This window comes from Streptomyces sp. CNX435 (assembly GCF_059570575.1).
In genome coordinates this window covers 56,876-81,802 of record NZ_JCANTA010000021.1, presented here as the reverse complement: position 1 = coordinate 81,802, position 24,927 = coordinate 56,876, and the positions used below count along the sequence as shown (strand labels likewise).

Below are 24,927 nucleotides of genomic sequence, written 5' to 3'. Positions count from 1 at the left end.
CGGCGAGGCCTCCGCACCGCACCGGCACCGAACTTTCGCCGGGGCACGAGGCCGCCGTTCACCCCATCGGGCGAATCGCCCCCCGGAAGTTCGACTCCCGGCCTACCGCCCACGGGCCCTCTGGTATCAGCCGACGATCCGGCCCCGGAGCACGATCCGCCGCGGCGCCGTCAGCACCCGCACGTCGGCCAGCGGATCCGCCTCGTATACGACGAGGTCCGCCGGCGCGCCCTCCACCAGCCCCGGCCGGCCCAGCCACTCCCGCGCGCCCCAGGTCGCCGCCGAGACGGCGTCCGCCGCCGGGATCCCGGCGGCGGCCAGCTCGCCCACCTCCTGCCCGACCAGCCCGTGCGCCAGCGAGCCCCCGGCGTCGGTGCCCGCGTAAACGGGGATTCCGGCGTCGTAGGCGGCGCGCACGGTGTCGTACCTGCGGGTGTGCAGCCGGCGCAGGTGGTCGGCCCAGCGCGGGAACTTGGCCTGGCCGCCCGCCGCGAGCTGCGGGAACGTCGCGATGTTGACCAGCGTGGGCACGATGGCGACGCCGCGCTCGGCGAAGAGCGGGACGGTCTGGTCGGTGAGTCCCGTGGCGTGCTCGATGCAGTCGATGCCCGCCTCGACCAGGTCGCGCAGCGAGTCCTCGGCGAAGCAGTGGGCGGTCACGCGGGCACCGAGACGGTGGGCCTCGGCAATGGCGGGGGCCAGCGCCTCGCGCGGCCAGCAGGGGCGCAGGTCGCCGGCGTCGCGGTCGATCCAGTCGCCGACGAGCTTGACCCAGCCGTCGCCCCGGCGCGCCTCGCGGGCGACGTACGCGACGAGGTCGGCCGGTTCGATCTCGTGGGCGAAGTTGCGGATGTACCGGCGGGTACGGGCGATATGACGGCCGGCGCGGATGATCCGCGGCAGGTCGTCGCGGTCGTCGATCCAGCGGGTGTCGGCGGCGGAGCCCGCGTCGCGCAGCAGCAGGGCGCCGGCGTCGCGGTCGGTGAGGGCCTGCTTCTCGCTGGTGGCGGCGTCCACGGCGCCGTACGTGTCGAGCCCGACGTGGCAGTGGGCGTCGACGAGCCCGGGCAGCGCCCAGCCGTCGACGTCGACGACGTCGCGCGTGGCGGCCGGTGGCGTGAAGGTGACGCGTCCGCCCACCACCCACAGCTCGTCCCGGACCTCGTCGCGGCCGGTCAGCACCCGGCCCCTCACGCGCAGCACCGGCCCCTCATTCATAGGGGCACCCTAACCAAGCGCCGTTCCCGGGTGATCTCCGGGCGTACCACAGGTACCTTCACGCGAAGGGGCGACCACGGTGTGTGAGGCATTGACGGATGTTTAACGGCAGTTTATCTTCGCCTGGCGACAGTGATTTTCCCGTCTTCTTCTGCCCGCTTCCCGGCCAGGTAAACCAGGTAAATTTTCGGCCAGTCAACCTTCTCAATCCGGACAGCGGCCGGAGTCGTTATCAATCCGTTACCTTCCCGTTCCGGGTGCCTCGTCCCCCCGGGAATTCCGTGAGATACCGGGCATATCCCGTCCGGCTCGCGCGCTCGCGCGTGCCCGCGAATAACACACCTACGTCCCTTTTGTAACCCCTGCTGGCCGTGCGATTTCAATTTCCGCTAGGTAAATTCAATGTGCATGACTGCCGCACAAGCAGACCTAGCAGGCCCTCCTGATAAATCCCGCACCGCGGCTGCAGACGAGGCGGGTGTCCGGCTGGACACCCCGCGAATCGAGGACGGCGCCGCAATCTGGCGCATCGCACGCGACTCCGGGTCGCTGGACCTCAACTCGTCGTACAGCTACCTGCTGTGGTGTCGCGACTTCGCCGACACCACCGTCGTGGCGCGGGACACGGAAGGCGCCCCGGTCGGCTTCGTCACCGGCTACATCCGGCCGGCCCGGCCGGAGACGCTCGTCGTCTGGCAGATCGCCGTTGACGCCGCCTTCCGCGGCCGCGGCCTCGCCGGCGCCCTGCTCGACGGACTCACCGAGCGCGCGCTGCAGGACCGCGGCATACGGCGCCTCGAAACGACCATCACCCCGGACAACTCCGCCTCCGACCAGCTGTTCCGCTCGTACGCGCGCCGCCACGGCGCCGACGTCGACCGCGACGTGCTGTTCCACGGGGAGCACTTCCCGGACGGACACGAGCCCGAGCTGCTGTACCGCATCGGCCCGCTCGCGGGCTGAGCGCCCTGCCTGTCGCCCGCCTATTCCTACCCCCCGCACACCGGATCATCTCCCAGGAGAACGCTGTGACCATCACACCGCCCGCCCTGAGCGTCTTCGAGACCCTGGAGTCGGAGGTGCGCAGCTACTGCCGTGGCTGGCCCGCGGTCTTCGACCGGGCCCAGGGCAGCTATCTGTACGACGAGGACGGCCACACCTACCTCGACTTCTTCGCCGGCGCCGGATCCCTCAACTACGGCCACAACAACGCCGTGCTCAAGCGCGCACTCCTCGACTACCTGGAGCGCGACGGCATCGTGCACGGCCTGGACATGGCCACCACCGCCAAGCGCGCGTTCCTGGAGACCTTCCAGGACGTCGTCCTGCGCCCCCGCGACCTGCCGTACAAGGTGATGTTCCCGGGGCCGACGGGCACCAACGCCGTCGAGGCCGCGTTGAAGCTGGCCCGCAAGGTCAAGGGCCGCGAGGCGATCGTCTCGTTCACCAACGCCTTCCACGGCATGTCGCTCGGCTCGCTCGCCGTCACCGGCAACGCGTTCAAGCGCGCCGGCGCCGGCATCCCGCTGGTGCACGGCACCCCGATGCCGTTCGACAACTACCTCGACGGCCAGGTCCCGGACTTCCTGTGGTTCGAGCGGCTGCTGGAGGACCAGGGCTCCGGGCTCAACAAGCCCGCCGCCGTCATCGTCGAGACCATCCAGGGCGAGGGCGGCATCAACGTGGCCCGCGCCGAGTGGCTCCGCGGCCTCGCCGAGCTGTGCAAACGCCGCGACATGCTGCTCATCGTCGACGACATCCAGATGGGCTGCGGCCGCACCGGCGGCTTCTTCTCCTTCGAGGACGCGGGTATCACGCCGGACATCGTCACGCTGTCGAAGTCCATCAGCGGCTACGGCCTGCCGATGTCGCTCGCGCTCTTCAAGCCGGAGCTGGACATCTGGGAGCCGGGCGAGCACAACGGCACGTTCCGCGGCAACAACCCGGCGTTCGTCACCGCCACCGCGGCGCTCGACACGTACTGGGCCGACGGCCAGATGGAGAAGCAGACCCTCGCCCGCGGCGAGCAGATCGAGCAGGCGCTGGTCGCGATCTGCGCGGAGCACGCGGACGCCGACGCCACGTACCGCGGCCGCGGCATGGTGTGGGGGCTGGAGTTCCCCGACCCGGCCCGCGCCTCCCGCGTCTGCGGGCGCGCTTTCGACCTGGGGCTCATCCTGGAGACCTCGGGCCCGCAGAGCGAGGTGGTCAAGCTGCTGCCGGCGCTGACGACCACGCCGGACGACCTCGACGAGGGGCTGCGCACGCTGGCCCGGGCGGTCCGCGAGACCGCCTGACGCCCCGGGCCGCCCGTCCCGTCCCGGCGGGTACGGGTTCGTATCCGCCGGCCCGCCGGGAGACCGCCGAACCGAGCCGCAGACCACCGGAGAGAAAGGCACAGAAGCAACGTGATCGTCCGATCCTTCAACGAGCTTGAGGGCACCGACCGGCACATCAAGTCCGCGTCGGGGACCTGGGAGAGCAAGCGCATCGTGCTCGCGCAGGAGCGCGTCGGCTTCTCCCTCCACGAGACCGTGCTCTACGCGGGCACCGAGACCTCCATGTGGTACGCCAACCACGTCGAGGCCGTCGTCTGCGTCGAGGGCGAGGCCGAACTCACCAACGACGAGACCGGCGAGAAGCACGTCATCACGCCGGGGACGATGTACCTGCTGGACGGGCACGAGAAGCACACGATGCGGATCAAGCAGGACTTCCGCTGCATCTGCGTCTTCAACCCGCCGGTCACGGGCCGCGAGGACCACGACGAGAACGGCGTGTACCCACTGCTGATCGAGGAGGACTGAGAACCATGGCCACCCCGACTATCACCGACCTCTACCCGACGCGCGGCGCCGAAGAAGTGAGGACGCCCCGTCAGGACCCGGTGGTCTGGTCGGAACCGGGTGCCGACGGGCCCATCCCGCCCTGGGAGCTGGAGGGCTATGAACGCAACGGCTACCTGACGGTCGACCAGCTGATCACCGCGGAGGAGGTGGAGACGTACCGGGCGGAGCTGGACCGCCTCGTCGCAGATCCGCGGATCCGCGCCGACGAGCGCTCGATCATCGAGGCCAGCACGCAGTCCGTACGCTCCATCTTCGAGATCCACAAGATCAGCGACGTCTTCGGCAAGTTGGTGCGGGACGAGCGCGTCCTCGACCGGGCGCGGCAGATCCTCGGCTCCGACGTCTACATCCACCAGAGCCGGATCAACGTCAAGCCCGGGTTCGGTGCCAACGGCTTCTACTGGCACTCGGACTTCGAGACCTGGCACGCCGAGGACGGCCTGCCGAACATGCGGACCGTGTCCGTCTCGATCGCACTGACGGAGAACTACGAGACCAACGGCGGTCTCATGATCATGCCGGGGTCGCACAAGACGTTCCTCGGCTGCGCGGGCGCCACGCCGAAGGACAACTACAAGAAGTCGCTGCAGATGCAGGACGCCGGCACCCCCTCGGATGAGGGGCTGACGGAGATGGCCGAGGCGCACGGCATCAAGCTGTTCACCGGCGCGGCCGGCTCGGCGACCTGGTTCGACTGCAACTGCATGCACGGCTCGGGCGACAACATCACCCCGTACGCGCGCAGCAACGTCTTCCTCGTCTTCAACAGCGTGGAGAACGCGGCGGTGGAGCCGTTCGCGGCGCCCGTGCGGCGGCCGGATTTCATCGGCGCGCGGGACTTCACGCCGGTGACGTGACGCGCGGACAGCGGCGTCCGAGGCCGTGACGCGCAGGCCACAGGGAAGCCGAAGCCTCCGGTTCGCCGGGGGCTTCGGCTTCCGGCGTGTGGCGGTGCGTCGCAGTCGGTCGGCCGGTCGGCCGGTCGGCCGGTCGACGGTCGGCCGCTACGGAACGTCGCAGGCGTCGTCCGCGCAGACGGCGCCGTCGTCGCCGGCGCCCGTGACGGTCTGCAGCCCGCCCGCGGCGGCGGCCTGCTCCAGGGCCTGCGTGAAGACCGGCGCCGGCTGACCGCCGGAGACGGCGAAGCGGCGGTCGATGACGAAGAACGGGACCCCCGTGGCGCCCAGCTCCGCGGCCTCCTTCTCGTCGGCGCGTACGGCGTCGGCGTAGGCGGTGCCGTCCGCGAGCACCGTGCGCACCTCGGCGGCGTCGAGGCCGGCGCCGGTGGCGATGTCGACGATGGTGTCGTCGTCGCTGATCGGGCGGGCCTGGGCGAAGTTCGCCTCGTACAGCGCGTCGAGCAGCCGGTCCTGCAGACCGCGCTCCTTGGCGAGGTGCAGCACGCGGTGCAGGTCGAAGGTGCCGGTCGAGAACCGGTCGTGGCGCATGCCGAGCCCCTCGGCCGCGGCGGCGGCGCCGACCCGGTCCTCCATGGCCTTCAGCTGCGCGTCGTCGACGCCGTACTTGGCCTTCAGCTCCTCGGCGACGGTCTTCCCGCTCTCCCGCGGCGCCCCGGCGGCCAGCTCGAACGACCGGTGTACGACCTCCACGCCGTCCCGGCCGGCGAAGGCGGCGAGGCCCTTCTCGAACCGGGCCTTCCCGATGTAGCACCAGGGGCAGACGACGTCGGACCAGATTTCTACTCGCATGACCGGCCAAACGGGCGGGACGGCGGGCGGTATTCCCGCCGGGCCCGGATCAGGTGGGACCGGCGGGGTCCGGGGCGATGTCCAGGGCGGGGTCCGGGGCCAGCGGCACCCCGCAGCGCAGGTGCCAGCGGCCGGCGCGGCCGGTCAGCTCGGTGCCGCTCAGGGGCGGCACGTCGAGCCGCCAGAACGCCGCCGAGGGCAGGTCGAGCGCGTGCACCACCGCGGCCCGTACCGCCGCCGCCTCGGCGACGGCGACGACCCGGCGGACCGCACGGGGGCTTTCGGCGCCGTTCGCACGTCGGTCCGTGCCGGCCGTGTCCCGCGCGCCGACCGGGCCGACATCGCCGACGTCGCCGAAGTCGCCGACGTGGTCGGCCGCGCCGGTCAGGCCGTCGAGCCACACGCCCACCCGCCCCCGCAGCTGCAGCAGCGACTCCCCACCGTGCGGCGCCGCCGCCGGGTCCGTCAGCCAGCCCCGTACCGCCTCGCCCTCCTCCGCCGCCAGCTCCTCCAGCCCCCGCCCGCGCCAGCGGCCGACGTCCCAGTCCGCCAGCTCCGCCTCCGGCTCGGCCGCGAGCCCCAGCGCGTCGGCCGTCTGCCGGCAGCGGACCGACGGCGCGGCGTACGCGGGCGCGTGCGTACGGAGCGACACCGCCGCGCGTGCGCCCGCGCGCTCCGCCGCACGCCGACCCGCCGCGTCCAGCGGCTCGTCCGCGCCGAACACCGCGTGCCGCAGCTCGGCGTTGCTCGCCGGCGTGACGAGCATCACCCGGACCGTCACCAGCCGTCTCACCTGCCCCTTCCATCACTCAGCCGACGGAGATCGTACGGCTCCGCCCCGCAGGCGACGGTACCGTCACCACGTCAACCGGACACGACGGCGCAACGGAAGCCCGGCGCCGGGACGACCGCCCCGCGGTGCGGGTCGGTGTGCGTCCAACCGGCGGCCCGGCCGGCGTACGCGCCGCCGAACTCCGCGCCGCCGCGGGCGAACCGCTGCCCGCGTCCCGGCCGGCGCGGTGACGGGCACCTCGACGCCGACCGGCGCCCGCACCGTGACCGTACGGCCGACGCGGTACGCGGTGACGTCCCCGTTCCGTACCGCCTCCGCCCATCCGGCGCGGCGCAGCAGGTTGCGGGCGATCGCGCGCGGGCGCGAGTGCACGAGCGGGGCGGCGGGGGCGAACAGGCGGCGGTAGTCGGCGAGTACGCGGTCGAGCACCGGGTACGCGACGCGGTCCTCGGCGAGGTTCGACTGCTGGACGTAGTGCGGGCGGAGATCGGCCGCGCGGATGTGGCCGAGGGCCGCGCGGACCGCGCGCGGCGCGAGACAGGGCCCACCGTGGCGGTGCTCGTCCGCGTCGGCCTGCTCCTCCTCCCGCCCCGCGCCCGCGAAGAGCCCCTGCGTGTGCCGCGGCACGGTCAGCGCCGTGCCGACGCGGCGCTGCAGGGGGTCGCGGGGGCCGGCCACCCGTACGGGCTACGCGTGCGGGCGGCGTTCGAACCGCCGCCCGCACCCGCCCCGTACGTCAGCTCTCCCGGGTGCCGTTCACCGTGCGGGGCACGCCCGTCGGGTTGGCGTCGCGCAGCTCGGCGGGCAGCAGCGCCTGGGGGGCGTTCTGGTACGTCACCGGGCGCAGCCAGCGCTCGATCGCCGTGCCGCCGACGGACGTCGAGGTCGACGTCGTCGCCGGGTACGGGCCGCCGTGGTGCTGAGCGGGGGCGACCGCGACGCCCGTGGGCCAGCCGTCGACGAGGATCCGCCCGGCGAGCGGCGTCAGTTCGGCCAGCAGCCGCGCCGCGCCGGCGTCCCCGGTCTCCCCCGCCTCCGCCGCGCCCAGGTGCGCGGTCGCCGTGAGGTTCCCCGGTATCCGGGCCAGCACCGCGGAGACCTCCGCGACGTCCCCGTACCGCACGATGACGGTCACGGGCCCGAAGCACTCCTCGACCAGCAGGTCGTACACCCCGCCGCCGGCGAGGCGATCGGCGTCGACGGTGAGGAAGCCGCCGCTGACGGTGTGCTCCCCGTTCGCGCCCGGCGTCACCGGGCTCTGCACGCCGGCCAGCTCGGCCCGCTCCCGTACGCCGGCGACGAACGCCGCCCGCATCCGCGGGTCGAGCATCACGCCCGGCTCGGTGTCGCTGACCGCCGCCGTGAGCGACGTGACGAGCCGGTCCCCGTCCTCGCCCGCCGGCACCAGCACCAGCCCCGGCTTCGTGCAGAACTGGCCGACGCCCAGCGTCATCGACCCGCCGAGCCCCGCGCCGATCTCCTCGGCCCGCTCCGCGGCAGCCGCCTCGCTGACGACGACGGGGTTGAGGCTGCCCAGCTCACCGTGGAACGGGATGGGCTGAGGGCGGGCCGCCGCGGCGTCGAACAGGGCCCGCCCGCCGCGGATCGAACCGGTGAACCCGGCGGCGGCGACGACCGGATGGCGCACCAGCTCGACGCCCGCGTCGAAGCCGTGCACGACGGAGACCACCTCCTGCGGCACCCCCGCCTCCCCCGCCGCGCGGTGCAGCAGCGCCGCGCACAGCTCGGAGGTGCCGGGGTGGTCGGGGTGCGCCTTGACCACGACGGGGCAGCCGGCGGCGAGCGCGCTGGCGGTGTCGCCGCCGGGGACGGAGAAGGCGAGCGGGAAGTTCGAGGCGGAGTAGACGGCGACGACGCCGAGCGGCACCTTCCAGCGGCGCAGGTCGGGCCGCGGCGGGGCGAGGGAGGCGTCGGCGTGGTCGATGCGCACGTCGAGGAAGTCACCGGCCTCGGCGATGTCGGCGAAGGCGCGCAACTGGTAGGTCGTGCGGGTGAGTTCGCCGCTGAGCCGGCCGGGGCCGAGGGCGGTCTCGGCGTCGGCGCACTCGACGACCTTGTCGACGTGCTGGTCGAAGAGGTCGGCCGCGGCCCGCAGGAACCGGGCGCGCTGCGCGCGTTCGACGAGCGCCGGGGCGGCGGCGTGCGCGGCGCGTACGGTCTTGTCGATCTCCTCGGCGGTCGCCTCGGTGGCGACCTGCTCCCGGCGGTTACCGGTGCGGGGATCGACGCTCCAGACTGGTGCGGACAACTGAGATCTCTCCGTTCCTCTTGCACACATGGCGGACGGTGACCGACGATACCGGTGGTTCGGTATCCTGAACGCCGTCTCTATACATGAATCTCTTTGCTCTTTGGACTTTTACAGCTGCTCAAGCGGAGGGTCAAGCGCCATGGGGGTCGCCGACGCCGGTGGAGGCGGACAGGTCAAGTCTGCCGTCCGCACCGTGGAACTGCTTGAGTATTTCGCGGCCAGGCCCGGAATGCACAGCCTCGGCGACGTCCAGCAAGCCGTCGGCTACCCCAAGTCCAGCCTTTATATGCTCCTCCGCACGCTCACCGAGCTGGGCTGGGTGGAGACGGACGCGACCGGCACGCGGTACGGGATCGGGGTGCGGGCGCTGCTCGTCGGCACGTCGTACATCGACGGCGACGAGGTCGTCGCCGCCGCCCGCCCCACCCTCGACCGGCTCGCGGACGACACCACGGAGACCATCCACCTGGCGCGGCTGGACGGCGTGAACATCGTCTATCTCGCCACCCGCCAGTCGCAGCACTACCTGCGGCCGTTCACCCGCGTCGGCCGCCGGCTCCCGGCGCACGCGACGGCGCTGGGCAAGGCGCTGCTCGCGACGCACTCCGACGAGGAGATCCGCAAGCTGCTGCCGGAATCGCTGGCGCCGATGACCGAGCACACGGTCACGGACCGGGAGCGGCTGATCGAGGAGCTGCACGGGGTGCGCGAGCGCGGGTACGCCCTGGACCGGGAGGAGTCGACGCTGGGGCTGCGCTGCCTGGGGGTCGCGATCCCCTACCGGACGCCGGCGCGGGACGCGATCAGCTGCTCGGTGCCGGTGGCGCGGCTGACGCCGGCGCACGAGCAGGGGATCCGGGACGCGCTGCTCGACGCCCGCGACCGCCTCACGCTGGCGACGCGCCACCTCTGAGCGCGGGGCGCCGGGACGTACGCACGGTACGGGCCCGCCTCCCCCGCGCGGCGGAGGCGGGTCGTCGGCGCGGGCGACCACGGGTCGGGGCATGTCCTACACCCCGAGCAGGTTCTCGACCGGCTCGATCGCGAAGTAGACCGCGAACAGCGCCGACGCGGCCCACATCAGCGGGTGCACCTGCCGGGCGCGGCCCATGACCGCCTGGAGGACCACGTACGCGATGAAGCCCGCGCCCAGGCCGTTGGTGATCGAGTACGTGAAGGGCATCACGGCGATCGTCAGGAAGGCCGGGACGGCGATGTCGTAGCGGGTCCAGTCGACGTGGCGTACCTGCGTCATCAGCAGGAAGCCCACCGCGATCAGCGCCGGCGCAGCCGCCTGGGAGGGGACGACCAGGGCGAGCGGGGTGAAGAGGAGGGCCAGGCCGAAGAGGCCGCCGGTGACGAGGTTGGCCAGGCCGGTGCGGGCGCCCTCGCCAACGCCCGCGGCGGACTCGATGTAGCTGGTGTTGGAGGAGCCGGAGGCGGCGCCGCCGAAGACGGTGGCGAGGCCGTCGACGAAGAGGAGGCGGCCCAGGCGGGGGACGCGGCCGCGGTCGTCGAGGAGGCCCGCCTCGCTGGTGACGCCGACGGCCGTGCCCATGGTGTCGAAGAAGTCGGTGAGGAAGAGGGTGAAGACGAGCAGCACCACGGTCACCGCGCTGACCTCGTCGAACGCCCCGAAGAAGCTGAACTCCCCGAGCAGCCCGAAGTCCGGCGTCTCGACCACGTCACCGGGCCAGTCGGGGACGGTCAGGCCCCACGCCTGGTCGGCGATGTCGGCGACCGAGTTGATGACGATGGCGACCACGGTCATCGCCAGGATGCTGATGAGGATCGCGCCCTTCACGGCCCGCGCGAGCAGGGACACGGTGAGCAGCACGCCGGCGCAGAACACGACGACCGGCCAGCCGCTGAGCGTTCCGCCGCCGCCGAGCTGCAGCGGGACGGTGGTGTTGGCGGCGTCCGGGATCCGGGTGGCGAAGCCGGCGTCGATGAAGCCGATGAGCGCGATGAACATGCCGATGCCCACGCTGATCGCCATCTTCAGCGGCTGCGGGATGGCGTTCATCACGGCCTCGCGCACGCCGGTGGCGGCGAGCAGGCAGACGACGATGCCCTCCAGCACGATGAGCCCCATCGCGTCGGGCCAGGTCATCAGCGGAGCGATCTGGTACGCGACGACCGCGTTGATGCCGAGCCCGGCGGCGAGGGCCAGCGGCAGGTTGGCGGTCAGCCCCATGAGCACGGTCATCACGGCGGCGACGAGCGCGGTGACGGTGACGAGCTGACCGAAGTCGAGCTGGTTGCCGTATTTGTCCTCGGCGCCGCTGAGGATGATCGGGTTGAGCACGAGGATGTACGCCATCGTGAAGAACGTGGCGAGCCCGCCGCGTATCTCCCGGCCGACCGTCGAGCCGCGTTCGCGGATGCGGAAGAGGCGCTCCAGGGCGGCCGAACTCGGCGCCGGGGCGGGGGACTTGTCGGTGACGTGGTCGGACACGGGGTGCTCCTGAGCGGCGGAGGGGGACGGTTGCCGTGGCCACGGCAGCTGGCATTGTGCCTGCTGAGGGGCCCGGTCAGGTTGAGCTTGTGTTACGCCTCAGCGGCGGAGCCGTACAGCACGGCGTCGAGCCACCGGAAGACCCCGTCCTGCAGCGGCACCGCGAAGGCGTGGCCGTGATCCGGCCATATGCGCGTAAGGAGCCGGTCCCCCGCGCCGGCCGCGCGCCAGACGGCGCGCAGCCTCCCGTACGCCGCGCGCACGCCGGCGGGCGTGAAGTGCGGATCGAGACCGCCGTGGAAGAACAGCATCGGGCGCGGGGCGGCGATGCTCGCGACGTCGGGGAAGTCGAGGTGGCGGGCCAGGCCCGGGTGCAGCAGGTGGTACGCGGACTGGCCGCGCAGCGCGTCGCCACCCGGGGCCGTGAGGTCCTGCACGCCGGTCATCCAGCACACGCAGGCCGCCGCCGCGACGTCGTCGCTGAGCGCGGCCAGCTGCCAGGCGCGGAAGCCGCCGAGGGAGAAGCCGAGGGCCGCGACCCGCCGCGCGTCGACGCGGGCCAGGCTCGCGAGGAAGCCGGCCGCGCGCACGTCCTCGCGGGCGGTGAGGCCCGCGAGGGAGCTGCCGAGGTGGAAGACGGCGCTGGCCAGCGCCTGTTGTCCGGCGTACGCGAGCGGGCCGCGGTCGCCCCAGCCGAGCGCGTCGACGGCGAGGACGACGTGGCCGCGGGCGGCCAGCTCGTCGCCGACGAACCGGCCGCCGTAGCACCGCCGCACCCACCGGCGCGCTGCCGGCAACCGCGCCTCGCCGTCGTACCAGGGCGCGACCACCTTCTCCTTGCCGATGCCGAACGTCGCGCCGTGGTCGTGCAGGAGTAGCACCGCCGGGAACGGGCCGTCGCCGGACGGCGTCAGCAGCACCGCGCGCACGCGTGCGTAGCGGGAGAGGGTGAACGTGACGGTCTCGCGGCGGTAGGCGCGACCGTCGAGGACGGCCGGGGCGCGGTCGGCGAACTCCGGGTCGTACGGGATCTCGCCGGGGTCGTCCGCCGGGGCGAGGAGGTGGGATTCGACCGTGGCGCGGGCGGCGCGCCGCCAGGCTTCGAAGTCGGCGATACCGGACCTGCCCCAGGCGAGCGGGAAGGTGAGCTCGTCCCGGAGCCGCCGGTGGAACGCGGGCAGGCACCCGTCGACGACGCCGGCACGAGCGGGGTCGGGTAGGGGGTCGGGGACGGGCGCGGCGTCCGCGCCCGGAGCGGGCCGCTCTGGGCGCGGTCGGTGGCCCCGCTCCCCCGGATCCGTCAGCGGATCCTCCCCGCCCGTGTCCGTTGACGCATGGTGCGGCTCCTTCACCGAGCTGGTACGGACAGGGAGGAGGGAAGAGGCGGAGGGCCGGCGGCGGAGCGCGACGCGACGTACGCGACCGCCGCCGACCCGGTCGGGGAGGAACCGGCGGTGCGCTACTGCTGGTCCTGCCACTCCGCCTGGGCCTCGTTCAGCTGCTCCGCCAGCTGGTCCAGGAACTCCTTCGCGTCCATCTCACCGAGGAGCACCTTCTGGAAGGCGGGCTCGTTGTCCGTCTTGCTGATGTTGTTCCAGTCGGGCAGGTAGTACGGCAGCTGCACGATGGTCGTGCTGCCGTCCGTCAGCGACTCGAAGGCGCTGTTCCCCTGCGCCGACTCCTTGATCCAGGCGTCCTCGGCCGCCTCGGTGTTGGCGGGGATCTGCCCGGCCGACTCGTTCCACTTGCTGTTCGACTCGTGCGCCGCGGCGAACTCGATGAACTTCCAGGCCGCGCCCTTGTTGTCGCTCGCCTTGAACAGCCCCAGACCGTCCACCGGGTTGGAGACCTGCACCCGCTTCCCGCCCGGCCCGGTCGGCTGCGGCAGGCCGGCGAACTTGTCCTCGCCCAGCGCCTTCACGTGGTCCTGGTACGAGCCGAGGTTGTGGCTCAGCATCCCGATGTCGCCGTTGTCGAACTGCGCGACCATCTTCACGAAGTCGTTGTTCAGGTCCGCCTCGGGCGTGACGTCCTTGTACAGCCCGACGTACTTCTCCAGCGCCGCGACGTTCTCCGGCGCGTTGACCGTCGTCTCGCCGCCCTTCCAGAACTCGGTGATACCGGACTGCCCGTACATCACGTCCAGCGCCTGGGCGAGGGAGCCCTCGCCGCCGCGGATGGTGTAGCCGAAGGCGTTGTTCTCCTTGTCGGTCAGCTTCTCCGCCGCGTCGTAGAAGGCGTCCCAGGTGGTCGGGGCGTCGAGCCCGGCGTCCTCGAAGAGGTCCGTGCGGTACCACAGCGTGCCGTTGTTGGCGGAGGTCGGTACGGAGTACATCTCCTCGCCGCGCCCGCCCGCGGCCGCGACGCTCTCGGTCATGCTCTCGGCCAGCACGCCCTTCAGCGCACCGTCCGCGATCCGGTCGCCGACGGGCTCCAGCGCGCCCTGGGCGACCATGTTGGCGAGGTACGAGGTGCTGACGCCGCCGACGTCCGGCAGTCCGCCGCCCTGGATGGCGGTGTCGTACTTGGACTGCACGTCGTTGATCGGGATCGGCACGTACTCGACGTCGATGTCCGGGTGCGCCTTCTCGAAGTCCGCGATGATCTCCTTCCACACCGGCGTGCGCACACCGCCGTTGTTGTCCCAGAAGGTGATCGAGCCGGAGCCCTCCCCCTCGCTGCCGCCGCCGCTGGTGCCGTCGTCGCCGCAGGCGGACGCGGTGAGGGTGAGCGCGGTCGCCAGGCAGACGGCGGCGGCCGCTCTGAACGGTGTGGTCATGGTCATGTGTCGGCTCTTTTCGGAAGAGGAATCAGCGGGTCGTTCGTGATGCGGAACCGGTCGAAGTGCGCCGTCCCGGCGGCGTCCGCGCCGGGCCGCGGGGCCGTGGCGAAGAGGCCGAGCAGGGCGCCGACCCAGCGCCACGGCGTGGCCGCGAAGACCGGCCCCGACTCCCGCGGGCCGTCGCCGGTGTCGGCGGCGAACTGGCAGCGGGCGCCGGGCCGGGCGTCGATGTGGAGGAGGGCGCGGCCGGCCGGCGCCGGGCGCGGGTGGGCGGCGTCCCGCTCCCGCTCGGCCACGTCCTCCGCGAAGCGGTGCACGAGCCGGACGCCGTCCGGCCCGCGCTCCAGGCCGATCCAGGCGAACGCGTCGCCCAGCACGGCCAGTCCGGCCCGCGCGCCTTCGGCCGCGCTCTCCAGCGTCAGTTCCACGGTCACCGCGCAGGGCGCACCGGGCAGCCGCTGCGTGAGTACGTTCGGCAGCAGCCGCAGGTCGTGGGCGTCGGCGGTGCGTACGCAGGCCAGCCGGAGCCCCGCGCCGTCGTGGGTGGCGGCCCAGCCGGGGCGGGGGTTGGCGGTCCACTGCCACTGGGGGCCGAAGGCACCGCCGGGGAAGTCGTCGTCCGCGGCCGGGACTGCCGTCGGGCCCGCAGTCGCCCCCGCAGTCGGCTGCGCAGCGGGCTGCGGGGCCGCGGGAGGCGTCGCGGGTTTGCGGGCCGTGGCGACCGGCTCGCCGTCCCGGCCGATCACCGGCCAGCCGTCGTCGTCCCAGCGCATCGGCTGCAGGTGCACCACCCGCCCGTACGCGCCGCGTTGCTGGAAGTGCAGGAAGTAGTCCTCGCCCGCGGCCGTGGTCACCCAGGCGCCCTGGTGCGGTCCGTTGACGTCGGTGGTGCCCTGTGCGAGGACGACGCGCTCCTCGTACGGGCCGTGGAAGGCGCGCGAGCGGAAGGCGCCCTGCCAGCCGGTGGCCACTCCGCCGGCCGGGGCGAAGATCCAGAACCAGCCGTCGCGGCGGTACAGCTTGGGTCCTTCGAGGGTGAACCAGCCGGGCAGCCGGTCGCCGTCGACGATGACCGCGCCGGGGTCGAGCAGCTCGCGGCCGTCGGGGCTCATGCGGTGGCCGGTGAGGCGGTTCTTGACCCCGGAGCGGGACTTGGCCCAGGCGTGCACGAGGTACGCCTCGCCGGTCTCCTCGTCCCACAGCGGGCACGGGTCGATGAGCCCCTTGCCGGCCTTGAGGAGGTGCGGCCGGGTCCACGGGCCGCGGATGTCGGGCGCGTTGACCTGCTGGATGCCGTGGTCGGGGTCGCCCCAGAAGATCCAGAAGCGGCCCGCGTGGTGGGGCAGCGCGGGGGCCCAGACGCCGCAGTCATGACGGGGTGCGGCGAACGCCTCGGCGGGTTCGAGGCGGTCCAGGGCGTGGCCGAGGAGGGTCCAGTTGACGAGGTCGCGGGAGTGCAGCAGGGGCAGGCCGGGGACGCGGCCAAAGCTGGAGGCGGTGAGGTAGTGGTCGGCACCGACGCGGACGGCGTCGGGGTCGGAGTAGTCGGCGTTGAGGACCGGGTTGCGGTACGTGCCGTCGCCCCGGTCGGGGACCCACGGGGCACCGCCCCGCACGCCACCGCCCTTCACGCCGCCGTCCATCACGCCACCGCCTTGCGCGCCAGCGCCGCGGCGGCGCCGCGGTCCAGCCGGCCGTCGGCCACCGCCGTGACGACCCGGCGCGTCAGGCTCTCCCCCGGTGCCAGCGGCACCCGCTCGGACCAGGCCAGCGCGGACCCGACTCCGGGGTAGTCCTGGACGCGTACGAACCAGGGGTCGCGGCGCGTGACCTCGGTGGCGCCGGCGAAGACCAGCGTCCAGTCGTCCGACGCCAGCGCCAGCCAGCCCGCGGGCCGCCCGTGCACCGCCTCCTCGCCCTCGGCCGCCGCGGTGAACACTTCTGGCGGGCGCTCCCCGCGCGGCGCCCGCCAGAAGTAGCCGCCGTAGCCCGCGCCGGGGCGGCCGTTGGTGGCCGGGCTGCCGAACGAGACCGGCGCGCCGGAGACGTTGGTCAGCGCGAACGACACGCCCAGCGCCCACGCCGCGTCACCCGCGGGGGCGACGGCGACGGCGCGGCGCTCGCGCAGCACCTCGGCGCCGTCCGCGTACCAGCTCAGCTCCTCGACGAAGCCGTCCGGGTCGCGCAGCAGCCAGCCGGCGTGCCGCTGCTCGCCGTGGTTGTCCAGCTCGACGGGGCCCCGGCCGCGGACGAAGGTGCGCCCGCCCCAGAAGTTGCCGCCCGCGACGTCCGGGACGGCGATGCTGACGCCGAGGTGGTGCGGATGGTCGCCGGGCATCAGCTCGGTGACCGGCACCCCGGCCAGCGTGGTGAGCGGGTGGAGGTACGGGCGGGGGGACAGCCGGCGGGCGAGGTGCGGGCGGTGTACGTAGCGACCGACGCGACGGCCGGCGCAGCTCAGCAGGGTGGCGGCGTCGGTGCCGTTGTGGCTGGGCTGTCGGTTGCGGGTTGTCATACGTGGCTCACCTCGCTGCCGGCGGCCCAGGGGGCGCCGAGTTCGGAGTAGAGGGCCAGCCGCTCCGCGCCGTCGGCGACGAGCGCGTCGACGCCGGGCACCACGCGGCGGACGGCCGGCGGCCCGGCGGCGGCCGGCGCGGCGCGCCAGGCGGCGGCGGGCAGCGGCACGGGGTCGGGGGCGGTGCGTACGGCCTCGACGACCCGCATGAACGCACCGCCGTCCGCGACGGGCACGAGCAGCGGTGTGCCGCCGCGGAGGTGGTCGACGAGGTTGCCGAGGAGGTCGGTCCTGCGGTACGTGATCTCCTCCGGGCCGTGCCCGGCACGCTGCAGCAGGACGCGGTCCTCCTTGTACCAGAACGTGATCCGGCCGGTGGCGCCGTGCACCATCACGTACGGCTCGGCCGCGCGCTCGGCGCAGAGCGTGACGGCCGCGACGATCTCGGTGCCGCGGGCGGTGGTCAGCCGGACGGCGGAGGTGTCGTCCGCCTCGATGTCGTGCGCGCGGTACAGCTCCAGCTCGATGCCGGTGACGTCGCCGGCCCGTACCGTGCCGTCGACGGCGAGCGCGGTGGCGACGGCGTGCGCGAGCGGGTTCGTGAGCACGCCGTCGACGACGTCGACGCCGTCGAGGCGGCGCCGCCCGGTCCAGGGGGCGCGGCGGAAGTACGCCTCGTCGCGCACCCACGCGCCGGCGGCGCCGATGCCCCGCACCGCGCCGACGGCGCCCTCGGCGACCAGCGTGCGGATGGCGGGCAGGGCATGCGAGCCGAGCGACTGGAAGCCGATCTGGCAGGCGACGCCGGCGGAGCGGCAGGCGGCCTCGATGCGCTCGTACAGCGCGAACGACGGCGCCGGCGGCTTCTCCAGCAGCAGGTGCACGCCGTACGCGGCGGCGACCACGGCGAAGTCGGCGTGGGTCGGGATCGGCGTGGAGACGACGGCCAGCCGGGCGCCCGTACGCTCCAGCAGCGCGGCGAAGTCGGCGTCCTGGTCGACCGGTTCGCCGGCGAACTCCGCGGCGGTCAGCGGCCGGGTCTCGCAGACACCGGCCAGTTCGACCAGGCCCGCCCGCTGCAGCCTGCGGATGTTCTCCAGGTGCCGGCGGCCGTGCCCGCGGGCACCGGCCAGCACGACGGGCACGGGCGGGGTCAGGGGCGTACCGGATCCGTTGCGGAGGCTCATCCCTTCACCGCCCCCGCGCTGAAGCCGGTGATCAGCCACCGCTGGATGAACGCGAAGACGATCACCACCGGCACGGCCGCGATCACCCCGCCCGCCGCCAGTGCCCCCAGGTCGACGCTGTCGGCGCCGATGAGCGTGTTGAGACCGACGGGGATCGTCTGCTTGTCCTGCTCGCTGAGGAACATCAGGGCGAAGAGGAAGTGGTTCCAGCTGTGCACGAACGCGAAGGAGCCGACGGCGATCAGCCCGGGCCGCAGCAGCGGCAGCACCACCGCGCAGAACGCCCGGAAGCGCCCGCAGCCGTCGACCCAGGCGGCCTCCTCCAGCGAGTACGGCACGTTCTTGATGAAGGTGCTGATGAGGATCAGCGACAGCGGCAGCTGGAAGACCGTCTCGGCGATGATGACGCTGCCCAGCGAGTTGATCATCTGCAGGTTGCGGAAGATCTCGAAGAGCGGGACCAGCATCAGCGCGCCGGGGATGAACTGCGAGCACAGCAGCCCGAGCAGGAAGACCTTCTTGATCCGGAAGTTGAAGCGGGCGAGCGCGTAGCCGCCGGCGAGCGCGACGCCGGTCGTCATCAGCAGCGTGGCGATGCCGACGAGCATGCTGTTCTGGAAGAAGGTGGCGAAGCTGCGCTCCGTCCACACCTTCTCGAAGTGCTCGAACGTCATCGGCCACGGCACCAGCGAGGTGGAGCCGGCGGGGCGTACCGCGAAGAGCAGCATCCAGTAGAACGGGATGAGCGTGAACAGCAGGTAGAGCCCGAGCGGGAGCCAGATCTGCCAGCGCGGCACGTCGTCGTACGCCCGCGGCCGGCGCCCGCGGCGGCGGGCCGGCGGGGCCGGGGTGTCGTCCCGGGAGTGCGGGGGCGCGGCGAGCGCGGTCGGAGCGGTGGTCATCGGTTGTCGCCTCCGAACTTGCTCAGGCGCAGGTAGACGATCGAGAAGAAGAGGAGGATCACGAACGCGACGGTGGTCAGGGCCGAGGCGTAGCCGAAGTCGTGGCCGTGGATGCCGGTGTTGGCGACGTAGAGCGGGAGTGTGGTCGTCTCGCCCGCGGGGCCGCCGCCCGTGAGGGTGTAGAGCAGGTCGACGTTGTTGAACTCCCAGACCGCGCGCAGCAGCGTCGACAGGATGATCGCGTCGCGCAGGTGCGGCAGCGTGATGTGGAAGAACTGCCGCAGCCGGCCGGCGCCGTCGACCGCGCTGGCCTCGTACAGGTCCTTGGGGACGGACTGCAGGTCGGCGAGGATGAGGATGGCGAAGAAGGGCACGCCGCGCCAGAGTTCGGCCAGCACGGCGGCCCAGAAGACGGTGCCGGTGTCGGAGAGGACGGACGTGCCGTACTCGCCGATGCCGGCGTCGGCGAGGTAGCGGCTGACGCCGGTGGACGGGTTGTACAGCAGCATCCAGATCGTGGTGGTGAGCACCCCGGAGACGGCCCACGGGGAGAACACCAGCGCCCGGGCGAACGCCCGGCCCAGGAACGTCTGGTTGACGATCAGGGCGAGGGCGAGGCCGAACGCGAGCTGCAGCCCGACCTCGACGACGACCCACTGGGCGCTGAAGGCCAGGGAGTCCCAGAACAGCGGGTCGTCGGTGAACAGCGTGGTGAAGTTCTCCAGGCCGGCGAAGCCGTTCCGCCAGGGCTTGGTGACGTTGTAGTGCTGCAGGCTGTAGTAGAAGACGGTGAGCATCGGGTACGCGATGAAGCCCAGCATCAGCAGCCCGGCGGGGGCGATCAGCAGATACGGAAGGCGCCGGGACCCGCCGCGGCGGCTTCCCCCGCGGCGGCTCTCCGCGCGCCGCCGGGCCTTTGCGGGCGGCCGCGCCACGGCTTGGGCCATGTCTGCTCCTATCGGTGCCTCGAAGCGCTTTGCGTACGTCATTCGGTGGGTCGGACAAGGTCGGACAAGGTCGTGCAGGTGGGCGGGGCGGGGCTGCCGGGCCCGGGCGGTCAGCCCGCGTAGGGCTCGGGCACCTGGCCCGTACGGGCCAGGAAGGCGAAGTCGCAGCCGGTGTCGGCCTGCGTGATCTGCTCGGCGTACAGGGCGCCGTAGCCGCGCTCGTAGCGCGGGGGCGGCGGCGTCCAGGCGGCACGGCGGCGGGCCAGCTCCGCGTCGTCGACCTCCAGCCGCAGGGTGCGGGCGGCGACGTCGAGGGTGATGAGGTCGCCGTTCTCGACGAGCGCCAGCGGCCCGCCGACGTATGACTCGGGGGCGACGTGCAGCACGCAGGCGCCGTAACTCGTGCCGCTCATCCGGGCGTCGGAGATCCGCACCATGTCGCGTACGCCCTGCTTGAGCAGGTACGCGGGGATCGGCAGCATGCCGTACTCGGGCATGCCGGGGCCGCCCAGCGGGCCCGCGTTGCGCAGCACCAGCACGTGGTCGGCGGTGAGCGCGAGCGCGGGGTCGTCGATGGTGCGCTGCAGCTCGCGGTAGTCGTCGAAGACGGCGGCGGGGCCGGTGTGCGCGAGCAGCCCGGGCTCGGCGGCGACGTGCTTGATGACGGCGCCGTCCGGGCAGAGGTTGCCGCGCAGGACGGCCACGCCGCCCTCGGCGGCGACGGGGTTGTCGCGGGGCCTGATCACCTCCGCGTCGTGCACCCGGACGCCGGCCAGCTGCTCGCGCAGCGTGCCGGCGACGGTGGGGCGGTCCAGGTGCAGCACGTCGGCGAGGCGGGACAGCAGCGCGGGCAGCCCGCCGGCGAAGTGGAAGTCCTGCATCAGGAACCGGCCGCCGGGGCGCACGTCGGCGAGCACCGGCACGGTGCGCGCGATCCGGTCGAAGTCGGCGGAGTTCAGGTCGACGCGGGAGCGGCCGGCCATGGCGATGAGGTGGATGACGGCGTTGGTGGAGCCGCCGAGGGCGAGGACGGTGGCGACGGCGTCCTCGTACGCCTCGCGCGTAAGGATCCGCGCAGGCGTCAGGTCCTCCCACACCATCCCGACGATCCGCGCGCCGGCCGCGGCGGCCATCCGCTCGTGCCCGGAGTCGACCGCGGGGATCGAGGAGGCGCCGGGCAGGGTCATGCCGAGCGCCTCGGCGGCGGCGGTCATGGTGGAGGCGGTGCCCATGGTCATGCAGTGGCCGGGCGAGCGGGCGAGCCCGCACTCCAACTCGGCCAGCTCGCAGTCGCCGATGAGCCCGGCGCGGTGGTCGTCCCAGTACTTCCACATGTCCGTGCCGGAGCCGAGGACTTCGCCGCGCCAGCGGCCGGGCAGCATCGGCCCCGACGGTACGAAGAGTGCCGGCAGGCCGGCGCTGGCGGCGCCCATGAGCAGCGCGGGGGTGGTCTTGTCGCAGCCGCCCATGAGCACCGCACCGTCGACGGGGTACGAGCGCAGCAGTTCCTCGGTCTCCATGGCGAGGAGGTTGCGGTAGAGCATGGGCGTGGGCTTCTGGAAGGTCTCCGACAGCGTGGCGACGGGGAACTCCAGCGGGAAGCCGCCGGCCTGCCACACGCCGCGCTTGACGGCCTGGGCGCGCTCGCGGAGGTGGGAGTGGCAGGGGTTGATGTCGGACCAGGTGTTGAGGATCGCGACAACCGGCTTGCCGAGGTGTTCCTCGGGCAGGTAGCCGAGCTGCCGGGTGCGGGCGCGGTGGCTGAAGGAGCGCAGTCCGGCGGCGACCCCGTCCCCGTACCAGCGGTGGCTGCGCAACTCGTGTGCCTGCCGGGGTGCTTCGCCGCTCATATGCCCCACCCCCCGACCAGCCGCGCCACCCGCTCGCGCACCGGCTCCGGCAGCAGCCGCCCCGGTGGGCGCACGTCGCGGCGGGCGAGGCCGAGGGCGGCCAGGGCCTCCTTGACGACGGAGACGTTGTCGGCGGAGGCGTCGGCGGCGCGCAGCTCCTCGAAGGGGCGGATCTGCTCCCAGACCCGCATGGCCGCGGGGTAGTCGGCGGCGCGCAGCGCCTCCAGCATCGCGAGCGAGACCTTGGGGGCGACGTTGACCAGGCCAGAGGTGAAGCCGGTGGCGCCGCAGGCCCAGTAGGCGGGCGCGTACAGCTCGGCGAGCCCGGCGACCCAGACGAACCGCTCGCGGCCGGCGTCGCGCGCGAAGGCGGCGAAGCGGGCCGCGTCGGGGACGGAGTACTTGACGCCGACGACGTTGGGGCACAACTCGCCGAGCCGGGCCAGCCGGGCGCCGTCGAGCCGGTCGCTGCGGATGTACGGCACGACGCCGAGCCCGGGGACGGCCTCGGCGACCGCACGGTGGTAGTCGACCCAGCCGCTCTGCGAGACGTACGGGTGCACCGGCTGGTGCACCATCACCATCTCGGCGCCCGCGTCCCGGGCGTGCCGGGCGGCGTCGACGGCGGTGGGCAGGTCGTGGCCGACGCCGACGATGACGGTCGCCTCGCCGCCGACCTCGGCGACGGTCAGCTCGGTGACGCGGCGGCGTTCGCCGGGGTCGAGGGAGTAGTACTCGCCGGTGTTGCCGTTGGGGGTGACGGTCCGTACGCCGCCGTCGAGGAGGCGGCGCAGCAGCGCGCGGTACGTGTCCTCGTCGACGGCGCCGGCGGCGTCGAAGGGCGTGACGGGGATGGCGACGGCCTCGGCGAGCGCGGGCCTGAGGTGGTCCATGGGGCCGGCCTTCCTGTCGGTGTCGGCGGCTGCGCCGCGGGGGCTCTCGTCGGGGGTCATGCGGGGAACGCCCGGTCGAGGAAGGACGCGATGTGGTCGTGCAGCGCCGCACCGGCCGCCTCCGCGTCGCCGGCGGCGGCGAGCCGGAGGATCTCCCGGTGCTCGCCGGCCTCGCGCTCCCAGGAGGGGTTGGCGGACCAGGCGACGGTGGAGACCAGCGCGGCCTGGTCGCGGAGGTCGTCGAGCATGCGGCTGAGCAGCGGGTTGCCGCAGGGCAGGTAGAGGGCGCGGTGGAAGTCGCGGTTGGCGAGGCTGCGATCGGCGGCGTCGGGCGCGGACTCGGCGCGTTCCAGGGCCTCTTCGGCGGTCCGCAGGGACGCGTCGAGCGCGACGGTGCGGCGCAGGGCCTCGGGTTCGAGCAGCAGCCGCACGTCGTAGACCTCGCGGGCCATGGTGGCGTCCACGGTGCGCACGGTGACGCCCCGGTACTGGCTCACCACCACCAGCCCGGAGCCGGCCAGCGTCTTGAGCGCTTCGCGCACCGGCGTCTTGGAGACCCCGAACTGCGCGGCGAGGTCGGTCTCGACGAGTGGCTGCCCTGGGGTGAGCTTGCCGGTGAGGATGGCGTGTTTGATCGCTTCCTGCACGTACTGCGTGCGGGAGGGGATCGGGCCGGGAGCGAAGGTCATGACTGCCCTCAGATCTCAGGTATCGCGTCTCATATATGACGTACGAAGTACGACGCGCTGAAGGTAGGGCGGCCGGAAGGGCTCGTCAATGGGTGCGGCGGCACGACTTCCGCGCCGCCGCGGGGCGTTGCGCGGCGCGCGGGGTAAGCGCTTGTTCCCGTACGGGCGTTGACCTCGGGCGACGTCAGCCGGTGCAGCCGGCGCGCAGCAGCGCGGCCTCGGCGAGCCGCCGGGAGACGGTGACGGGATCGGGCACGGCGGACAGCCCGTAGAGCACGGTCGCGCCCTCGTGGATCAGCAGCAGTTCGTCGGCGAGCAGCCTGGGGTCGGCGGCGCCGGCCCGCTCGCACAGCTCGCGCAGATAGCCGCGCAGCCAGTGCTTCTGGTCGGCGATCACCTGGCGTCCCGTGTGCCCGGGGTCGGTCAGCTCGGCGGCGGCGTTGACGAAGCTGCAGCCGCGCGGGGACTGCCCGCGCATCCAGGTGCCGAGCGCGTCGAAGGTGGCGAGGATCTTCTCGTACGCGGAACCGCCGCCGGCGGTGCGCTCGACCTCGGCGGGCAGCCACGTGCGCCAGCGCTCGTCGCGCCGGCGCAGGTAGGCGGCGACGAGGGCGTCCTTGGAGCCGTAGCGGTCGTAGATCGTCTTCTTCGTCACGCCCGCCCGGCGGGCGATCAGGTCCACGCCCACGGCGGTGATGCCGCGGTTGTAGAACAGGGTCTCCGCGGCGTCCAGGATCTTCCGCGCCGCCGGCGTCAGCCGCGTCTGCGCCGTCTGCGCCGTCTGCGCCGTCTGCGAGACCATCTCCGACCACCTCCACCCGCGAGTATACCGACCTGTTTAGTACACTGGCCAGGAGCAGTAACCCGATCGGTATATTCAAGGAGGTCAGCATGGGTGCTACGGCCGTGTCAGCCGGCCTGGTCGCCTTCTGGAGCTCCGGCTTCATCGGCGCCGAGCTGGGCACCCGCGAGGCCGCGGCGGACACCCTGCTGATGTGGCGGTTCCTCGCCGCGGCGGCGCTCTTCGGCGCCGGCTGGCTGCTGTTCCGCCGGCGCCGCGTCCCGCGCCGGGCACTGGCCGAGCAGGCCGCGATCGGCGCCCTGTCCCAGGGCGGCTACCTGGGCGCCATCGTCTGGGCCGTGGGCCTCGGCGTCCCCGCCGGCACCGCCGCGCTGATCGCCGCGCTGCAGCCGCTGGCGGCCGGCGCGCTCGCGGGGCGGCTGCTCGGTGAGACCGTGACCCGGCGGCAGTGGGCGGGTCTTGCGGTCGGGCTCGCGGGGGTGACTCTGGTCGTACGGGACGACCTCGGCGGCGCCGGCGCGGCCCCGCCATGGGCGTACGCGCTGCCCTTCGCCGGCATGGCCGCGCTCCTCGGCGCCAGCTTCCTGGAGCGCCGGGCCCGCTCCCCGCTGCCGCCGGCGGACGCGGTGCCCGTGCACGTGCTGGTGAGCGCCGCGCTCTTCGGCGCGGTCGCGCTGGCCGGCGGCCGGGGCACCCCGCCCGCCGGGGCCGGCTTCTGGCTGGCGGTGGCGTGGGTGGTGGTGCTGTCCACGGCCGGCGGGTACGGCTTCTACTGGCTGAGCCTGCGCCGCAGCGGCGTCACCCGGACCAGCGCGCTGATGTACCTGACGCCACCGGTCACGGCGCTCTGGGCGTACGCGATGTTCGGCGAGGCGCCCGGTCCCGCGGCGGTGGCCGGAATGGCGGTCGCGGCGGCCGGGGTGGCGGCGGCGACCGTGCGCACTCCGGCCGCGGCGCGGCCGGCCGGGGGCGGGGGGCGTACCAGCTCACGGACGATCCCCTTCCGGCGGACACGGGAGGAACCGCGGACCGGGGCCGTTCGTTAGCCGGGGCATGACTGC

General features: G+C 73.3%; 23 protein-coding genes. 6 read left to right on the top strand and 17 right to left on the bottom strand.

All coding sequences use genetic code 11. The features are described from left to right. Window positions 1-126 precede the first annotated feature (126 nt). Window positions 127-1,218 (bottom strand): amidohydrolase family protein, encoded by a 1,092-nt coding sequence (locus T328_RS27905; RefSeq protein WP_496498955.1) that lies wholly within the window; start codon window positions 1,216-1,218, stop codon window positions 127-129. Window positions 1,219-1,626: 408 nt separating this feature from the next. Between T328_RS27905 and ectA the strand changes: the two genes are divergently transcribed. The 4 genes from ectA (at window position 1,627) to thpD (ending at window position 4,924) form a co-directional block, all read left to right on the top strand. Then, window positions 1,627-2,181: a diaminobutyrate acetyltransferase gene (ectA, locus tag T328_RS27900; RefSeq protein ID WP_496498954.1), complete on the top strand. Its 555-nt coding sequence runs from the start codon at window positions 1,627-1,629 to the stop codon at window positions 2,179-2,181. Between the two features lie 65 nt (window positions 2,182-2,246). Continuing rightward, entirely contained in the window at window positions 2,247-3,515 is a 1,269-nt protein-coding gene (gene ectB / locus T328_RS27895; RefSeq protein WP_496498953.1) for a diaminobutyrate--2-oxoglutarate transaminase, read from the top strand. 111 nt (window positions 3,516-3,626) lie between these two features. Further along, on the top strand, window positions 3,627-4,025 hold the full coding sequence (locus tag T328_RS27890) for an ectoine synthase (protein ID WP_496498952.1): 399 nt from the start codon (window positions 3,627-3,629) through the stop codon (window positions 4,023-4,025). A gap of 5 nt (window positions 4,026-4,030) precedes the next feature. Next, the gene (thpD, locus tag T328_RS27885; RefSeq protein ID WP_496498951.1) at window positions 4,031-4,924 is read left to right on the top strand and encodes an ectoine hydroxylase; all 894 of its coding nucleotides are present in this window, start codon (window positions 4,031-4,033) and stop codon (window positions 4,922-4,924) included. Window positions 4,925-5,071: 147 nt separating this feature from the next. Here the strand turns inward: thpD and T328_RS27880 are convergent, their stop codons facing one another. The 4 genes from T328_RS27880 to T328_RS27865 all read right to left on the bottom strand — a co-directional run bounded on the left by T328_RS27880 (window position 5,072) and on the right by T328_RS27865 (window position 8,868). Further along, the gene (locus T328_RS27880; protein WP_496498950.1) at window positions 5,072-5,776 is read right to left on the bottom strand and encodes a DsbA family oxidoreductase; all 705 of its coding nucleotides are present in this window, start codon (window positions 5,774-5,776) and stop codon (window positions 5,072-5,074) included. Window positions 5,777-5,825: 49 nt separating this feature from the next. After that, the gene (locus tag T328_RS27875) at window positions 5,826-6,542 is read right to left on the bottom strand and encodes a histidine phosphatase family protein (protein WP_496499017.1); all 717 of its coding nucleotides are present in this window, start codon (window positions 6,540-6,542) and stop codon (window positions 5,826-5,828) included. Between the two features lie 90 nt (window positions 6,543-6,632). Next, a complete protein-coding gene (locus tag T328_RS27870) occupies window positions 6,633-7,247 on the bottom strand; it encodes a hypothetical protein (protein ID WP_496498949.1) in 615 nt (204 codons plus the stop codon). Between the two features lie 58 nt (window positions 7,248-7,305). Continuing rightward, window positions 7,306-8,868, bottom strand: coding sequence for an aldehyde dehydrogenase (NADP(+)) (locus tag T328_RS27865; protein WP_496498948.1), 1,563 nt, complete (start codon window positions 8,866-8,868; stop codon window positions 7,306-7,308). Window positions 8,869-8,980: 112 nt separating this feature from the next. Here T328_RS27865 and T328_RS27860 point away from each other — a divergent pair, with 112 nt between their 5' ends. After that, window positions 8,981-9,754 carry an IclR family transcriptional regulator gene (locus tag T328_RS27860; protein WP_496498947.1) on the top strand — a complete coding sequence of 258 codons (774 nt, stop codon included), beginning with the start codon at window positions 8,981-8,983 and terminating at the stop codon, window positions 9,752-9,754. 96 nt (window positions 9,755-9,850) lie between these two features. Here T328_RS27860 and T328_RS27855 read toward each other — a convergent pair whose 3' ends face one another. The 12 genes from T328_RS27855 to T328_RS27800 form a co-directional block, all read right to left on the bottom strand. Continuing rightward, window positions 9,851-11,299, bottom strand: a complete 1,449-nt coding sequence (locus T328_RS27855; protein ID WP_496498946.1) for an NCS2 family permease — start codon at window positions 11,297-11,299, stop codon at window positions 9,851-9,853. Window positions 11,300-11,391: 92 nt separating this feature from the next. After that, window positions 11,392-12,603 carry a dienelactone hydrolase family protein gene (locus tag T328_RS27850; protein WP_496499016.1) on the bottom strand — a complete coding sequence of 404 codons (1,212 nt, stop codon included), beginning with the start codon at window positions 12,601-12,603 and terminating at the stop codon, window positions 11,392-11,394. Window positions 12,604-12,758: 155 nt separating this feature from the next. Beyond that, window positions 12,759-14,084 carry an ABC transporter substrate-binding protein gene (locus tag T328_RS27845; protein ID WP_496498945.1) on the bottom strand — a complete coding sequence of 442 codons (1,326 nt, stop codon included), beginning with the start codon at window positions 14,082-14,084 and terminating at the stop codon, window positions 12,759-12,761. Beyond that, on the bottom strand, window positions 14,081-15,724 hold the full coding sequence (locus T328_RS27840; RefSeq protein ID WP_496498944.1) for a glycoside hydrolase family 43 protein: 1,644 nt from the start codon (window positions 15,722-15,724) through the stop codon (window positions 14,081-14,083). Before T328_RS27840 ends, T328_RS27845 begins: the two co-directional genes overlap by 4 nt. Next, window positions 15,724-16,596, bottom strand: coding sequence for a DUF6807 domain-containing protein (locus T328_RS27835; protein WP_496498943.1), 873 nt, complete (start codon window positions 16,594-16,596; stop codon window positions 15,724-15,726). Before T328_RS27835 ends, T328_RS27840 begins: the two co-directional genes overlap by 1 nt. Further along, window positions 16,593-17,783, bottom strand: a complete 1,191-nt coding sequence (locus tag T328_RS27830; RefSeq protein ID WP_496498942.1) for a Gfo/Idh/MocA family protein — start codon at window positions 17,781-17,783, stop codon at window positions 16,593-16,595. The genes T328_RS27835 and T328_RS27830 overlap by 4 nt, the downstream gene beginning before the upstream one ends. Then, complete coding sequence (locus tag T328_RS27825; protein WP_496498941.1) at window positions 17,780-18,685, bottom strand: carbohydrate ABC transporter permease; 906 nt, start codon at window positions 18,683-18,685, stop codon at window positions 17,780-17,782. The genes T328_RS27830 and T328_RS27825 overlap by 4 nt, the downstream gene beginning before the upstream one ends. Beyond that, complete coding sequence (locus T328_RS27820; protein ID WP_496498940.1) at window positions 18,682-19,632, bottom strand: carbohydrate ABC transporter permease; 951 nt, start codon at window positions 19,630-19,632, stop codon at window positions 18,682-18,684. The genes T328_RS27825 and T328_RS27820 overlap by 4 nt, the downstream gene beginning before the upstream one ends. 110 nt (window positions 19,633-19,742) lie before the next feature. Further along, a complete protein-coding gene (araD, locus tag T328_RS27815; RefSeq protein WP_496498939.1) occupies window positions 19,743-21,482 on the bottom strand; it encodes an L-arabinonate dehydratase in 1,740 nt (579 codons plus the stop codon). Next, a complete protein-coding gene (locus T328_RS27810) occupies window positions 21,479-22,375 on the bottom strand; it encodes a dihydrodipicolinate synthase family protein (protein ID WP_496499015.1) in 897 nt (298 codons plus the stop codon). The genes araD and T328_RS27810 overlap by 4 nt, the downstream gene beginning before the upstream one ends. A gap of 56 nt (window positions 22,376-22,431) precedes the next feature. Beyond that, window positions 22,432-23,064, bottom strand: coding sequence for a GntR family transcriptional regulator (locus T328_RS27805; protein ID WP_496498938.1), 633 nt, complete (start codon window positions 23,062-23,064; stop codon window positions 22,432-22,434). Window positions 23,065-23,248: 184 nt separating this feature from the next. After that, the gene (locus tag T328_RS27800; protein WP_496498937.1) at window positions 23,249-23,866 is read right to left on the bottom strand and encodes a TetR/AcrR family transcriptional regulator; all 618 of its coding nucleotides are present in this window, start codon (window positions 23,864-23,866) and stop codon (window positions 23,249-23,251) included. A gap of 89 nt (window positions 23,867-23,955) precedes the next feature. Between T328_RS27800 and T328_RS27795 the strand changes: the two genes are divergently transcribed. Next, the gene (locus tag T328_RS27795; RefSeq protein ID WP_496498936.1) at window positions 23,956-24,912 is read left to right on the top strand and encodes a DMT family transporter; all 957 of its coding nucleotides are present in this window, start codon (window positions 23,956-23,958) and stop codon (window positions 24,910-24,912) included. Window positions 24,913-24,927: the final 15 nt, after the last annotated feature.

Excerpts from the sequence above, each read along its gene's own strand:
- T328_RS27905 (WP_496498955.1), bottom strand. The coding sequence starts at position 1,218 with ATGAATGAGGGGCCGGTGCTGCGCGTGAGGGGCCGGGTGCTGACCGGC.
- ectA (WP_496498954.1), top strand. The coding sequence starts at position 1,627 with ATGACTGCCGCACAAGCAGACCTAGCAGGCCCTCCTGATAAATCCCGC.
- thpD (WP_496498951.1), top strand. The coding sequence starts at position 4,031 with ATGGCCACCCCGACTATCACCGACCTCTACCCGACGCGCGGCGCCGAA.
- T328_RS27880 (WP_496498950.1), bottom strand. The coding sequence starts at position 5,776 with ATGCGAGTAGAAATCTGGTCCGACGTCGTCTGCCCCTGGTGCTACATC.
- T328_RS27875 (WP_496499017.1), bottom strand. The coding sequence starts at position 6,542 with ATGCTCGTCACGCCGGCGAGCAACGCCGAGCTGCGGCACGCGGTGTTC.
- T328_RS27865 (WP_496498948.1), bottom strand. The coding sequence starts at position 8,868 with ATGTGTGCAAGAGGAACGGAGAGATCTCAGTTGTCCGCACCAGTCTGG.
- T328_RS27860 (WP_496498947.1), top strand. The coding sequence starts at position 8,981 with ATGGGGGTCGCCGACGCCGGTGGAGGCGGACAGGTCAAGTCTGCCGTC.
- T328_RS27845 (WP_496498945.1), bottom strand. The coding sequence starts at position 14,084 with ATGACCATGACCACACCGTTCAGAGCGGCCGCCGCCGTCTGCCTGGCG.
- T328_RS27840 (WP_496498944.1), bottom strand. The coding sequence starts at position 15,724 with ATGGACGGCGGCGTGAAGGGCGGTGGCGTGCGGGGCGGTGCCCCGTGG.
- T328_RS27835 (WP_496498943.1), bottom strand. The coding sequence starts at position 16,596 with ATGACAACCCGCAACCGACAGCCCAGCCACAACGGCACCGACGCCGCC.
- T328_RS27830 (WP_496498942.1), bottom strand. The coding sequence starts at position 17,783 with ATGAGCCTCCGCAACGGATCCGGTACGCCCCTGACCCCGCCCGTGCCC.
- T328_RS27825 (WP_496498941.1), bottom strand. The coding sequence starts at position 18,685 with ATGACCACCGCTCCGACCGCGCTCGCCGCGCCCCCGCACTCCCGGGAC.
- T328_RS27820 (WP_496498940.1), bottom strand. The coding sequence starts at position 19,632 with ATGGCCCAAGCCGTGGCGCGGCCGCCCGCAAAGGCCCGGCGGCGCGCG.
- araD (WP_496498939.1), bottom strand. The coding sequence starts at position 21,482 with ATGAGCGGCGAAGCACCCCGGCAGGCACACGAGTTGCGCAGCCACCGC.
- T328_RS27810 (WP_496499015.1), bottom strand. The coding sequence starts at position 22,375 with ATGGACCACCTCAGGCCCGCGCTCGCCGAGGCCGTCGCCATCCCCGTC.
- T328_RS27805 (WP_496498938.1), bottom strand. The coding sequence starts at position 23,064 with ATGACCTTCGCTCCCGGCCCGATCCCCTCCCGCACGCAGTACGTGCAG.
- T328_RS27800 (WP_496498937.1), bottom strand. The coding sequence starts at position 23,866 with ATGGTCTCGCAGACGGCGCAGACGGCGCAGACGGCGCAGACGCGGCTG.
- T328_RS27795 (WP_496498936.1), top strand. The coding sequence starts at position 23,956 with ATGGGTGCTACGGCCGTGTCAGCCGGCCTGGTCGCCTTCTGGAGCTCC.